This is a genomic window from Arthrobacter sp. FX8 (genome assembly GCF_026723805.1).
GTDB lineage: Bacteria > Actinomycetota > Actinomycetes > Actinomycetales > Micrococcaceae > Arthrobacter.
In genome coordinates, this window is sequence record NZ_CP113505.1 from 1,580,410 (window position 1) to 1,593,740 (window position 13,331).

Here is a 13,331-nt window from a genome sequence, read left to right on the forward strand (position 1 = left end):
GCTATTCCGCCGGGGCAGCGGGCGCCGAGGGAGCAGCGGCGGCGTCCACGGCGCCACCGTACCGGCGGTCCCGCCTGGCATACTCCTCGACGGCAGCCCAGAGCGTGCGCCTGTCCACATCCGGCCACAGCGTGTCCATGAACACGAACTCCGCGTAGGCCGACTGCCAGAGCATAAAGTTGGACAGCCGCTGCTCCCCGAGCTGCGCAGGAACAGGTCCACGTCAGGCAGGTCGGGCTCGTCCAGGTACTTCTGGATGGTCCGCTCGGTAATGGCGCCAGGCTTCAACTTGCCTGCCGCCACATCGGCGGCAATCGCTGAGACCGCGTCAGTGATCTCTGCCCTGCCGCCGTAATTAACACACATGGTCAAGTTACAGGTGGTGTTGGCCGCCGTGAACTCTTCGGCTTCCTCCAACTCACGGATGACCGAACCCCACAGCCGCGGCCGGCGCCCCGCCCAGCGGACCCGCACGCCCCAGTCGTCCAACTGGTTCCGCTGCCTTCGCAGCACATCCTTGTTAAATCCCATCAGGAAGCGGACTTCCTCAGGCGACCTGCGCCAGTTTTCCGTGGAGAACGCGTACACGCTGACGTACTCGATGCCCAGTTCGATGGCCCCTGCCATGACATCGAGCAGCGCCGGCTCCCCTGCCTTGTGCCCCTCGATCCGCGGCAATCCCCGCTGGTTGGCCCAGCGGCCGTTGCCGTCCATGACGATGGCCACGTGCCGGGGAATGAATTCAGCCGGAATAGTGGGTGCCACCGCGCCGGACGGGTGCGGGTACGGCGCCACCACGGGATGCGTGCGCCGGCGCGGTGCGTTGTTCTTTTTCCCAGGGCCACTGTCAGCTACGCTCCACATGTTTGAGGGATTTCAGTACTCGTTCCAGATGCCACTGCAGGTACGCGGCCACCAGGCCCGCTGCTTCCTTGCGATGCTGCGGCAGGGAAGCATCCGCCGTCGTCCAGTCCCCGGTCAGCAGCGCTGCCAGCAGCGTCACGGTCTCTGCAGCGGGTGCGGGGGAACCGGGCGGCCGGCACTGTGCACAAACCATGCCGCCAAGGGGCGCGGAGAAGGCCGTGTGCGGGCCCGGCATGCCGCAGCGGGAGCAGTCCGTGAAACTGGGCGCCCACCCGCCGGTGGCAAGGGCGCGCAGAAGGTAGGAGTCCAGGATGAGGCCAGCCGCATGTTCGTTGCGGCTCAGCGCAGCGAGGGCGCCCACCAGCAGGTTGTATTGTGCGGTACCGGCCTCGCCGTCGACGTCCGTCAGTTTCTCAGCCGTCTCCGTCATGGCGGCGGCCACCGTATACCTGCCGTAGTCCGCGGCGATGCTTCCGCCGTATGCACCCTTTGCCACGGCCTGCGTGACGATGTCCAGCGTCCGCCCTGACACCAACTGGAGATCGGCCACCATGAAGGGCTCAAGCCGGGCACCGAAACGGCTGCTGGTGCGGCGCACTCCCTTGGCGACGGCACGGACCTGCCCGTGGTGCTTCGTCAGGAGCGTGATGATCCGGTCCGCCTCGCCCAGCTTGTGGGTACGGAGCACCACGGCGTCGTCCCGGTACGCCCGGGAGGCAAAAGAGTGTTGGACCACGCTCTATCTTCCCATCCTGCCCGGCAGCTCGCTGCCAGGCCACGGTGGTGCCTCCGGAGGAAACCGGCGGCACCACCGGCGGGTATCAGGCCTGGGCGTCCCGGATGGCGCGGTTGACCGCGGAGATCACGGCCTTGAGGGAGGACATGCTGGTGTTGGCATCGATGCCTACACCCCACAGCACCCGCTCCCCCACCGCGCATTCGACGTAGGCCGCGGCCATGGCGTTGCCGCCTTCGGACAACGCGTGTTCGCTGTAGTCCAGCACGCGGACATCCACGCCGTCCTCATGCAGGATGTTCAGCAGGGCCGCAATGGGGCCGTTGCCGGTGCCGGTGCGGCTGACCTGGGCACCATCGATGGTGAGCGACGCGTGCAGCGTCATGCCGCCGTCGGCGTCTGTTTCCGTCTTGACGGCCCCCAGCGAGTAACGGCCCCACTGCCCGTCGGCCCGGCCGGACGGCAGGTATTCGTCCTGGAAAATCTGCCACAGCTGCGCGCCGCTGACTTCCCCGCCCACGGTGTCGGTGCGGCGCTGGATGACGCCGGAGAATTCGATCTGCGCGCGGCGCGGCAGGTCCAGGCTGTGCTCGTTCTTCAGCAGGTAGGCCACGCCGCCCTTGCCGGACTGGGAGTTCACCCGGATGACGGCCTCGTAGCTGCGGCCCAGGTCCTTGGGATCCACAGGGAGGTACGGAACCTGCCAGGTGAAGTCGTCCACGGGCTTGCCGGCTGCTGCAGCATCGCGCTCCAGCGCTTCGAAGCCCTTCTTGATGGCGTCCTGGTGGGAGCCGGAGAAGGCGGTGAACACCAGGTCGCCGCCGTACGGCGAACGTTCCGGGACGGGCAGCTGGTTGCAGTACTCCACGGTGCGCCGGACGTCGTCGATGTTGGAGAAGTCGATCATGGGGTCGATGCCCTGGACGAACAGGTTCAGGCCCAGCGTCACCAGGTCCACGTTTCCTGTGCGTTCGCCGTTCCCGAAGAGGCAGCCCTCGATGCGGTCGGCGCCTGCCATGTAGCCCAGCTCGGCGGCGGCGACGCCGGTTCCGCGGTCGTTGTGCGGGTGCAGGGACAGGATGATGCCGTCCCGAGGGTGCAGGTGCCGGCTCATCCACTCGATGGAATCGGCGTAGACGTTGGGCGTGGCCATTTCCACCGTGGCGGGCAGGTTGATGATCACCTGCCGGTCGGCGGACGCTTCAAAGACATCCGCGACGGCGTTGCACACCCGGACGGCGTACTCGAGCTCCGTACCCGTGAAGGACTCCGGGGAGTACTCGTAGGTCACGTGCGTGTCCACGAGTGTTTCCTCGTACTTCTTGCACAGGCGGGCACCCTGCAGTGCGATGTCCAGGATGCCGTCCTCGTCCTGGTTGAAGACCACGCGCCGCTGCAGCACGGACGTGGAGTTGTAGAGGTGGACGATGGCCTGCTTGGCACCCACCAGGGACTCGTAGGTCCGTTCGATGAGGTGTTCCCGCGCCTGCGTCAGGACCTGGATGGTGACGTCGTCCGGGATGTGGTTGCCCTCGATGAGCTGGCGGACAAAGTCGAAGTCCGTCTGGGAAGCGGACGGGAAACCGACCTCGATTTCCTTGTAGCCCATGCGGACCAGCAGGTCGAACATCTTCATCTTGCGCGCCGGGCTCATGGGATCGATCAGGGCCTGGTTTCCGTCGCGCAGGTCCACCGCGCACCACCGCGGGGCCTTGGTGATGATCTTGTCCGGCCAGGTGCGGTCCGGCAGTTCAACCTTGATCAGGTCCTGGAAGGGCGTGTACCGGTGGGCGGGCATTCCGGAGGGCTTTTGTGCGTTACGCATGATGTTCGTGGCCTTTTCTATCGATCTTCAGTGAAAGGGTGGCCGGGCAACACAAACTCCGCAGCGAGGGTGGGCCGTGCGCTAGATAGCGTCTGTGGCCTCGCCGCGGCAGCTAAGGAGAAGGAACTCTGCACGCACTCTTTGAGCGTAACACGGGTGCGTAAGATGAAAGGGCACTACCGTCCGTAAAGTCCAGCATGCAGACGCCTCCGGTGGTCAGCCGGACGCAGGCGTTCGAGCAAAGGAGTTGCAGTGCCCATTTCGGGGATCGATCTGTCCACCATTGATCACACAGTCCGGCCTCAGGACGACCTTTACCAACATGTCAACGGCGCCTGGTTGAAAGCCACCGAAATTCCGGACGACCGGCCCCTGGAGGGAACCTTCACCGCTCTTCGCGACGGGTCCGAAATCGCTGTCCGGGACATCATCGAGGAGGCGGCGGCCAAGGGCGCGGACGCCAGCGGGATCGAACGGAAGATCGGCGGCCTCTACAACAGCTTCATGGACGAAGCGACAGTGGAAGGCAAGGGCATGGAGCCGATCCGCGGGCGGCTCGGCGACGTGTTCGCCACGGGCTCGGTAGCTGACCTCATCGCACTGGCGGGCCGGTTGTTCCGTGCGGACGTGGGCGGGCTTTTCTACATCTACCCGGCCCCCGATGCGGGGAACCCTGACCGGGTCCTGTTGTACACCGGGCAGGGTGGCCTGGGCCTTCCCGACGAGTCGTACTACCGGGAAGAGAAGTTCGCACCCATCGTGGCGGCCTACACCGCGCACGTGCAGAAAATGTTTGAACTGGCCGGGGTGGCCGATCCCCATGGTGCGGCCGGGCGGGTTGTCGAACTGGAGACGAAGCTCGCGTCCCACCACTGGGACAATGTCACCCTCCGGGATCCGCAAAAGACCTACAACCTGAAGACGGCGGAGGAAGCCAATGCGCTGTTCCCCCTCCTGGCCACGTGGTTCGACGCCGCGGGAATCGACGCAGACAAGCGTACGGAAATCGTGGTGAGCACCCCTGACTTCTTCACCGGTGCCGCCGGCCTCCTGGACGAAGTTCCGGTGGCAACGTGGCAGGAGTGGCTGGCCATGCGCGTCGTCGGCGCCGCTGCACCTTATCTGTCGGCAGCCTTTGTGGACGCCAATTTCGAGTTTTACGGCACCACGATCAGCGGCACGCCCCGCAACAAGGACCGGTGGAAGCGCGGCGTTGGCGTCGTCGAAGCCGCCCTTGGTGAAGCTGTGGGCCAGATCTACGTGGCCCGCCATTTCCCCGAATCGCACAAGGCACGGATGCAGACCCTGGTGGCCAACCTTATCGAGGCCTACCGCCGCAGCATTAATGACGTTGCATGGATGGGCGGGGACACCAAGGCCGAGGCCCTCCGGAAGCTGGAGGCCTTCCGGGCCAAGATCGGCTACCCGGACGAGTGGATTGACTACTCAGCCGTGGAGATCGACCCCGCGGACCTCCTGGGGAACGTCGAACGCGCCCACAATGCCGACGTCGACAGGCACCTGGATGAGGTGGGCAAGCCGGTGGACCGGAACAAGTGGCTGATGACGCCGCAGACGGTTAACGCCTACTACCACCCGATGATGAACGAAATCGTGTTCCCGGCAGCGATCCTGCAGCCGCCCTTCTTCACCGCCGACGCGGACGACGCCGTGAACTACGGCGGCATTGGCGCCGTCATCGGCCACGAGATCGGGCATGGCTTTGATGACCAGGGCTCACAGTTCGACGGCGGCGGAGCGCTCCGCAACTGGTGGACGGACCAGGACCGCCAGGCTTTCGAGGCGCTGACGGCGCGGCTTGTGGCCCAGTTCGATGCGCTCTCCCCGCTGCAGCGCCCGGACACCACGTCAACGGACGCCTGACATTGGGCGAAAATATTGGTGACCTGGCAGGCCTGACCATCGCCTACAAGGCCTACCAGATCAGCCTGGACGGGAAGGAACCGGAGGTCCTGGACGGGCTGACCGGTGAACAGCGCTTCTTCGCTTCCTGGGCAGCAGGCTGGCGCCAGGTCATCCGGCAGGAGGAGGCCATCCGGCGCCTTGCCACCGATCCCCACTCCCCCAACGAGTTCCGGACCAACGCGATCGCCAGGAACCTGGACCCGTTCCACGAAGCGTTCGACGTCACCGAGGAGGACGGCATGTGGATGCCGCCCGCCGAGCGGGTCAGCATCTGGTAGCCGCATAACAGAAATGGGCCCCGCCGTTGCCGGCGGGGCCCATTTTGTTGCCTGCCGGAGGTACTGCTGCCTGCAGCTGTACCAAGGCATGGAACGTCGCTACCGGCGCACGATCAGTTCGGGATTCGCCTGCTGGCAGACCTTGTCCCCGGCGGTCTGGTTGACGATGTCCTGGGGCAATGCTGCGGCAGGACTGCCGGCCTCATAGGCGGTGCCGGTGGTGAAGTCGCTGCCGAGGTAAACCTGTACGCCGGTCACGCCGGGAGCCGGAATCATCAGGGTGGCAGGAATCCCCAGCATGGCAGCGACATCTGCTGCCACGTCATCGAAGCCGTTGCCGTAATACACTGCCGTCTTGGCCACGGGCTGGGCCAGGAACTGGCCCGTCTGGGCGAAGCCGCCCGACACCAATGCCTGGACGATTTCCTGGGCGCGGCCTGCGACGCCGCTTCCGTTGGCGACGGTTACGGGCTGGATGGCCTTGTTGTAGGGCGGCACCGGCGGGGCTGTCTCAGTAGGGGCCGCGGACGGGGTTGCCGATTCAGTGGGTGACGGCGTGGTGGGCGCGGTGGGGTCGGTGAGGTCCACGTTCTTCCGCATTGCCGAGAAGAGCTGTGCGCCCGCTGGTTCGGCGATGACCAGCCGGTTGGGATCGATGGGTGCCGGCGTGGTGGGCACCGCGACAAACGCGACCTTGCCGATGTCGATGTTCTTGAGCCGGTTGCCGATCGTCAGCAGGGTGGGGACAGAGGCAAGGCCGTCATCCACTGTCAGGTTCTGGGTTACGACGTCCGCGATCTTCAGCATCTTCGCGGGATCGGACAGGGTTCCATCGTCCTTGATCTTGCGGGTCAGCGCCGAGAGGAAGCCCTGTTGCGCCTTGATGCGGCCAAGGTCGCCGCCGTCGGCAAAGGCGTGGCGGGTGCGGAGGAAGGCAAGCGCCATCTCGCCCTGCACGGTCGAGGTTCCGGCCGGCAGCCGCAGCCGGGAATCAGGATCGTAGACGGCGTCGCTGATGCAGACTTCCACACCACCCACGGCGTTGGAAAGTTCCTTCACGGCGTTGAAGTCGGCCATCATGAAGTGGTCCACCTGCATGCCGGTGAGCTTGTTGACGGTATCCACGGCGCAGCCGATGCCGGCCTCGCTCATGGCCTCATTGATCATGACGCCGGTGCGGGCAGGATAGTCCTTGCCGGTCTTCTTGTCCTTGCAGTCAGGAATGTCCACCAGCAGGTCGCGCGGAAAGCTGATGACGTTGACGCGCTTGTTGTCCTCGGAGATGTCCATCAGCATCATCACGTCCGACTTGCCATAGCCCGTGGAATCGTCGGCTGTGCCATATTGCGAGTTTTTTCCGTCGCGGGTGTCCGAGCCGAGGATCAGGATCTGCAGCCGGCCCGTGGCATCGTTCCCGGGGGATTCGGTGCTTTCGCCGCCGGCATTCAGCGGCGCCTTGGAGATGTTGTTCTGCAGCCGGAGGAACCAAAAACCGGCAAAGGCGATCCCGGCCACGAGGACCAGCGCCATGACACCCGTGACGGCTTTGAGCCAGATGGGCATCCCGCGCAGCGTACCGAGGTGCCGGGCGGCACCTACGGCGCCGCCGTTCGCGTGGCGGGATACCGGTCCCGGTCCGGCTGACAGGTCAGCCCCGTTGTCGCGTTTGTCGCGGCCTCGACCCACGTCGTGAACCTTCCTCTAAATACAGAATCCGGTCCATTTTAGTGGTCCAGCCTGGAAAACTTGCCTGCCGCACTCCTGCGAACGTTCTTTTCGTGGATCAGAAACCCAGCTTGACCAGCTGTTTCGGGTCGCGCTGCCAGTCCTTGGCCACCTTGACGTGGAGGTCCAGGTAGATGCGCGTGCCCAGGAGGGCTTCGATGCCTTTGCGGGCGTTGGTCCCGACTTCACGCAACCGGCTGCCGCCCTTGCCGATGATGATGGCCTTCTGGGACGGCCGCTCGACATAGAGGTTGACGCGCACATCAAGCAGGGGGCTGTCGTCAGGCCGGTCCTCCCGGGGAACGATTTCCTCCACCACCACGGCCAGGGAATGGGGAAGCTCGTCCCGGACACCCTCAAGGGCAGCTTCGCGGATCAGTTCCGCCACCATGACTGCCTCGGGCTCATCCGTCAGTTCGCCGTCCGGGTACAACGGGGGCGACGGCGGCATGTGGCTGATCAGCACGTCGGCGACTGTTTCCACCTGGAAGCCGTCAGTGGCGGATACCGGAACGATGTCCTTCCAGCCGTCCTCCCCCATTACTTCGCGGCCCAGGGCCGCCACCGCAAGGAGCTGTTCGGTGAGCGCCTGCTTGTCCACGAGGTCAGTTTTGGTGACGATGGCGATCACCGGTTTGCGGCCGACGGCGGCAAGCTGGGCGGCGATGAACCTGTCGCCGGGGCCGATTTTCTCGTTGGCCGGCAGACAGAATCCGATGGCGTCCACCTCGGCGAGGGTATCCGCGACGAGGTCGTTCAGGCGCTTGCCGAGCAGGGTGCGGGGACGGTGCAGGCCCGGAGTATCCACCAGGATCAGCTGGGCGTCCTCGCGGTGCACGATGCCCCGGATGGTGTGCCGCGTGGTCTGCGGTTTGGCGGACGTGATGGCCACCTTCTTGCCCACCAGCGCGTTGGTCAGGGTGGACTTGCCCGCATTGGGCCTGCCGACGAGCACCGAAAATCCGGCGCGGAATCCGCCGAAGTCGTCCGTGGCCGCAGCCTTATTTTTCTTGCTCACGTGGAACTCCCTGCTGGGTTGCTTCGGCCTCTTCCAGGAGGCCTTCAAGGTCAGTCTCTACTCTTGGTACCGGCGCCGCAATGATGTGGCTGACCCGGTTCCGCCGGCCTTCAAGCCGGTCCGCACGCAGCGATACGCCCTGCACTTCCACGCTGCTGCCCACGATCGGGACGCGGCCAAGTGCCTTGGCGAGGAGGCCGCCCACGGTGTCCACCTCGTCGTCGTCGATTTCCAGGTCGAAGAGCTCGCCGAGATCGTCGATGCCCATCCGGGCACTGACCCGGTAGGAACCGTCCCCCAGCGCGACGGCTTCCGCGCTCTCGGTGTCATATTCGTCGACGATCTCGCCGACGATCTCCTCGATCAGGTCCTCGAGGGTTACCAGTCCGGCGGTGCCGCCGTATTCGTCGATCACGATCGCAACGTGCGTGGACTCCTTCTGCAGTTCACGCAGGAGGTCGCTCACAGGCTTGGACTCCGGCACGTAGCGCACCTCGCGGGCCAGCGACTCGACCAGCGGCGGCTCCTGGTCCGCACGGAGCTGGTGGATCACTGCAGCAACGTCCTTGAGGTACACGATGCCAAGGATGTGGTCAGTGTTCTCGTTGATGACCGGGATCCGCGAGTATCCGGACCGCAGGAACAGGGACATCGCCTGGTGCAGGCTGGACCCGGCGTCAATGCTGACGATGTCCGTCCTGGGAACCATGACGGCGCGCACCAGGGTGTCGCCGAAGTCGAAGACCGACTGGATCATCTCCGCTTCGGTGTCCTCGATCATGTCGGACTCGCTGGCACGGTCCACCAGTTCCCGGAACTCCTGTTCGCTGAAGAACGCATCGTCGCCGCCCGGCGCCCCGGGGGCCGCCGAACTTCCCAACGCCACCAACCAGCCGGGAATCGGTCCCAGCACGCTGGTGAGGAACCGGACCATCGGGGCAGTGAAGCGGACAACGGCAGTGGAGTGCAGCCTGCCCAGCTGGCGGGGCGAAACGCCCACGATCACGAACCCAAGAAGGGCCATGATGCCGGTGGCCACCAGGCCGGCAAGCCACACGTTGTCCAGCAGGCTGGAGATCAGGACGGCGACGGCCACCGCGGAGGCCATCTCGAACCACACCCGCCAGAAGCGCAGCGCCCGGGTGTGGGCCACGGGCTCGGCAAGGATGCGCCGCATGGCGGTGCCGCGGCTCCTGTGCAGAGCATCTTCGGCGTCGTGCCGGGGAAGGAAACTGAAGGCGGCCTCGGCCGCTGTCAGCAGGGCCGCGACGGCAAGGAAAACCAATGCCACCGCGACCAGGAGCAGTTGCGTCACTGGGTCGTCTCTGCAGGTGCTTCTTTGCCCGTGAAGCCGGACAGGAGTTCTCGCTGGAGCCCGAACATCTCTGCCTTCTCCTCCGGTTCGGCATGGTCATAGCCCAGCAGGTGAAGGATGCCGTGTGTGGCCAGCAGCAGCATCTCGTCCTGCAGCGAGTGGCCGGCGTTCCGGGCCTGCACCTTTGCAACCTGCGGGCAGATGGCAATGTCACCCAGCATGCCCTGCGGGGTGGGCCGGTCGGGCGTCCCCGGGGTCAATTCGTCCATGGGAACCGAGAGCACGTCGGTGGCACCCGGTTCGTCCATCAGTTCAATGTGCAGCTTCTCCATGGCCGGCTCATCCACGAGGAGGATGGACAGTTCGGCCTGCGGATGAATGTAGAGCTGCTCAAAAATGTACCGCGACAGTGCCACGAGCTCCGACTCCTCCACCTGGACGCCGGACTCGTTGTTCACCTCGATGCTCACGCGTGTTCCCCCCGTTTTTCCCGGCCGGCTGAATGCTTGAGCCGGCTCCGCTGGGTTTCATCCCAGATGCTGTACGCGTTGACGATGTCCCCGACCAGCCGGTGCCGCACCACGTCGGCGGCATCCAGGACCGAGAAGCTCACGCCGTCGATTCCCTGCAGGATTTCCTCAACGATCCGCAGCCCGGAACGCGTCCCAAACGGCAGGTCCACCTGGGTGACGTCTCCGGTGACCACCATCTTGGATCCGAAACCGAGCCGGGTGAGGAACATCTTCATCTGTTCCGGCGTGGTGTTCTGCGCCTCGTCAAGGATGATGAAGGCGTCGTTAAGCGTCCGGCCGCGCATGTAGGCCAGGGGTGCCACTTCAATGGTGCCGGCCGCCATCAGGCGCGGAATGGATTCGGGGTCCATCATGTCGTGCAGGGCGTCGTAGAGCGGCCGGAGGTAGGGGTCGATCTTGTCGCTGAGCGTGCCGGGGAGGAAACCAAGCCGCTCCCCGCTTCCACCGCGGGGCGGGTCAGGATGATCCGGCTGACCTCTTTTTGCTGCAGCGCCTGGACGGCTTTTGCCATCGCCAGGTACGTCTTGCCGGTGCCGGCCGGACCAATGCCGAAGATCACGGTGTTGGCGTCGATGGCGTCAACATAGTTCTTCTGGTTCAGCGTCTTGGGCCGGATGGTCCTGCCGCGGCTGGAGAGGATGTCGTGGGTGAGCACATCCACGGGATTCTGCAGTGACTGCGTGCGCAGGAGGGACACCAGCTGCTGCAGCACAGCAGGAGTGATAACCGTGCCGCGGGCCACCAGGCCACGGACTTCCTGCAGGAGCCGCATGATCCGGGGAACATCACCGGCGGGGCCGTTGATGGACAGTTCATTACCCCGGGCATGGAAGTTGACGGCGGGGAACTGCTCTTCGATGAACCGCAACGCCTCGTCATGGCTGCCGAGTGATTGAACCATCTGGTCGGAGTTCTCAAAGAGGACTACTTCAGTCCGGGTGCCGGGCAGGGAGTGCGGGAATTCACCCGGACTGCCTTCACCCGTATTGAGCCGGCGCTTACCATTTGCTGATTCAGTCATGGTGCTGGCCCGCAGGCCCGTGGTCCCCTCGAAGATCGACATCAATGTTTGCGTTCGCTGATGCCGGCGCCCGTTGGACGGTGCTCCTGGCCCCAGCGATCCCTTTATCTTACGCCAGCGCGGGGCCGGGCCGGATACCAGGCCGCCATGGAGCAGCGGCTGCAACCCGTCCGGAGGGTGCCGGGACGTCCTTAGGTATCAACTTCATATCGGCCTCATATCGTTCCCGTTGCAGTTGTGCCCGCGGAGGCAAAGAGCGGCTGGGCGGCCGCGCCGCTGTGCAATGCTGGAAATCCAGCATCTGCTGGAACACCAGGCCGCCAGGGGGATCGGCCCGCCACGCCAGGAAAGGACAAGGGCAGGACAGTGCCGGAAACCTCTGCGCCCGAAAGGGCAGGACGACCGATGGGCCGTCTGCGCCCCGCCGTCCTTGCAGGAATCCTGGTCCTGATTCCGGTCCTTGCGGGCTGCACGGCCGAGGGCGGCCCCTCACCCACCGGCACCATCGCCTCGGTGCCGGCAACGGGCGGCACCATGCCGGACACGCTGTCCACCAGCGCCCCGCTGGAAACCGCACAGTCCTCCAACAAGGCGCCGGTCTACTGGATCGGCCGCAGCGGCGGGAACATCTTTCTTTACCGGGAATTCCGCGACGTCCCTGAACAGGAGAACCCGGTCACCCGCGCCCTGCGGGCCATGATGTCCGAGAAGCCGCTGGACCCTGACTTCTTCACGCCCTGGCAGAACCCGGACAAACTTGCCACCTCAATCTCCGGCAAGGACGTCATCACCGTCGACGTCTCCTCGGACGCTTTCAACAGCAACCTCGATGCCGACATGGCTGCCCGGGCCATCCAGCAGCTGATCTACACGGCAACCGCTGCCGCCGCCAGTTCGGGCCTGATCGACACCGGCCAGCAGATCCGGGTCCGGATCCTCGTGGACGGCCACACGGACTACGTGGCCTTCGGCAAAGTGCAGCTCGGGGCCCTGATGACCCGCGCCGCGGGCCTGGTGGCGCCCGTCTGGATCATTGATCCCCAGGAGAACGCCGAAGTGCCCGGCGGGAGCGTGAAGATCACCGGCCGCAGCACATCGCCCGGGGCGAAGCTCCGCTGGCAGATCCTGCAGTCTACGGACGGCGGCAGCAAAGCACCGTTCCTGGCGGGTGAAACCACGGCTGCGTCCGAACAGGGGCAGGCCGGCGTCTTCACCCTGGCCCTGAACCTTCCGCCGGGCGATTACATGCTGCGGGTGGCCCAGGCCGGCTCCGGCGGGGAACCGGACCGGAACGAGGACACGAGGTCCTTTAAGGTCCGGTAGCCGTCCACCGGCCAAGGACGTCGCTGGCAAGCACGACGGCGGCCGGGCCGGCTGTGGAGGACCGCAGGACATGGTGCCCCAGGAGGGCGGTCACGGCGCCCTTATCGCAGAGTTTGGTTACCTCCCGCTGGCTGATGCCGCCCTCCGGACCGACGATGAGCAGGATTTCCCGGGGTCCGGAGCCTGCTTTCCCTTGCCATGCTTCAAGGACGGTGCGCAGCGGCCGAACGGCGTCCTCATGCAGGATGACAGCGAGGTCGGCAGCTTCCACGGCAGCGGAAAGCCCGGCAGTGTCGACGGCGGACCGCACTTCGGGGATCCAGGCGCGCCGTGCCTGCTTGGCGGCCGCGGCCACGGAGGATTCCCATTTGGCATGGGCCCGGGCTGCGCGGTCGCCCTTCCAGCGGACGATTGACCGTTCGGACTGCCAGGGTATGACGGCGTCGATGCCCAGTTCCGTGGCCGTCTCGATGGCCAGCTCGTCGCGGTCCCCCTTGGCGAGGGCCTGGACCAGCACCAGCCGGACGTCCGGCCTGTCTTCGACGGTCAGCGTCCCGCATTCCACCTCGAGTGCGGAGGGAGCGGCGGACACCACCTTCCCGGTCATCCGGGTGCCGGCGCCGTCGACGATGTCCACCGCTTCGCCGGGAGACAGCCGTTTGACGGTGACGGCATGCCGCGCCTCCGCCCCGTCGAGGACAAAGAGTTGGCCGGCCGCCATCCCGGCCAGCGAACCGGGGGGCGTGAAGAAGACGGGGTTGCTCACC

At 65.5% G+C, this 13,331-nt stretch carries 8 protein-coding genes and 3 pseudogenes; 2 read left to right on the plus strand and 9 right to left on the minus strand.

The genetic code is table 11. The annotated features are described in order from the left end of the window. Position 1: 1 nt before the first annotated feature. The 3 genes and pseudogenes from OUO20_RS07165 to leuA all read right to left on the minus strand — a co-directional run bounded on the left by OUO20_RS07165 (position 2) and on the right by leuA (position 3,425). Positions 2-864, minus strand: a pseudogene (locus OUO20_RS07165) (isoprenyl transferase). Beyond that, positions 848-1,600, minus strand: a complete 753-nt coding sequence (gene recO / locus OUO20_RS07170; protein WP_018769265.1) for a DNA repair protein RecO — start codon at positions 1,598-1,600, stop codon at positions 848-850. The pseudogene OUO20_RS07165 and the gene recO overlap by 17 nt, the downstream one beginning before the upstream one ends. Before the next feature lie 85 nt (positions 1,601-1,685). Continuing rightward, entirely contained in the window at positions 1,686-3,425 is a 1,740-nt protein-coding gene (gene leuA / locus OUO20_RS07175; RefSeq protein WP_018769266.1) for a 2-isopropylmalate synthase, read from the minus strand. Positions 3,426-3,677: 252 nt separating this feature from the next. Here leuA and OUO20_RS07180 point away from each other — a divergent pair. Beyond that, a pseudogene (locus tag OUO20_RS07180) lies at positions 3,678-5,629 on the plus strand (M13 family metallopeptidase). A 99-nt stretch (positions 5,630-5,728) separates the two neighbouring features. On the opposite strand, the gene OUO20_RS07185 reads toward OUO20_RS07180, so the two are convergent. From OUO20_RS07185 to OUO20_RS07205, 5 genes and pseudogenes are all read right to left on the minus strand, one after another. Beyond that, complete coding sequence (locus OUO20_RS07185) at positions 5,729-7,315, minus strand: LCP family protein (RefSeq protein WP_018769268.1); 1,587 nt, start codon at positions 7,313-7,315, stop codon at positions 5,729-5,731. 97 nt (positions 7,316-7,412) lie between these two features. Further along, complete coding sequence (era, locus tag OUO20_RS07190; RefSeq protein ID WP_018769269.1) at positions 7,413-8,372, minus strand: GTPase Era; 960 nt, start codon at positions 8,370-8,372, stop codon at positions 7,413-7,415. Further along, a complete protein-coding gene (locus OUO20_RS07195; protein WP_018769270.1) occupies positions 8,356-9,687 on the minus strand; it encodes a hemolysin family protein in 1,332 nt (443 codons plus the stop codon). Before OUO20_RS07195 ends, era begins: the two co-directional genes overlap by 17 nt. Continuing rightward, on the minus strand, positions 9,684-10,157 hold the full coding sequence (ybeY, locus tag OUO20_RS07200; protein ID WP_018769271.1) for an rRNA maturation RNase YbeY: 474 nt from the start codon (positions 10,155-10,157) through the stop codon (positions 9,684-9,686). Before ybeY ends, OUO20_RS07195 begins: the two co-directional genes overlap by 4 nt. Further along, positions 10,154-11,283, minus strand: a pseudogene (locus tag OUO20_RS07205) (PhoH family protein). Before OUO20_RS07205 ends, ybeY begins: the two are co-directional and overlap by 4 nt. Before the next feature lie 363 nt (positions 11,284-11,646). On the opposite strand from OUO20_RS07205, the gene OUO20_RS07210 reads away from it, so the two are divergent. Further along, on the plus strand, positions 11,647-12,564 hold the full coding sequence (locus tag OUO20_RS07210; protein ID WP_268003159.1) for a GerMN domain-containing protein: 918 nt from the start codon (positions 11,647-11,649) through the stop codon (positions 12,562-12,564). On the opposite strand, the gene OUO20_RS07215 is transcribed toward OUO20_RS07210, so the two are convergent. Next, a complete protein-coding gene (locus tag OUO20_RS07215) occupies positions 12,551-13,330 on the minus strand; it encodes a 16S rRNA (uracil(1498)-N(3))-methyltransferase (protein ID WP_144599756.1) in 780 nt (259 codons plus the stop codon). The two genes, OUO20_RS07210 and OUO20_RS07215, sit on opposite strands and share 14 nt — an antisense overlap. Position 13,331: the final 1 nt, after the last annotated feature.

Excerpts from the sequence above, each read along its gene's own strand:
- leuA (WP_018769266.1), bottom strand. The coding sequence starts at position 3,425 with ATGCGTAACGCACAAAAGCCCTCCGGAATGCCCGCCCACCGGTACACG.
- OUO20_RS07210 (WP_268003159.1), top strand. The coding sequence starts at position 11,647 with ATGGGCCGTCTGCGCCCCGCCGTCCTTGCAGGAATCCTGGTCCTGATT.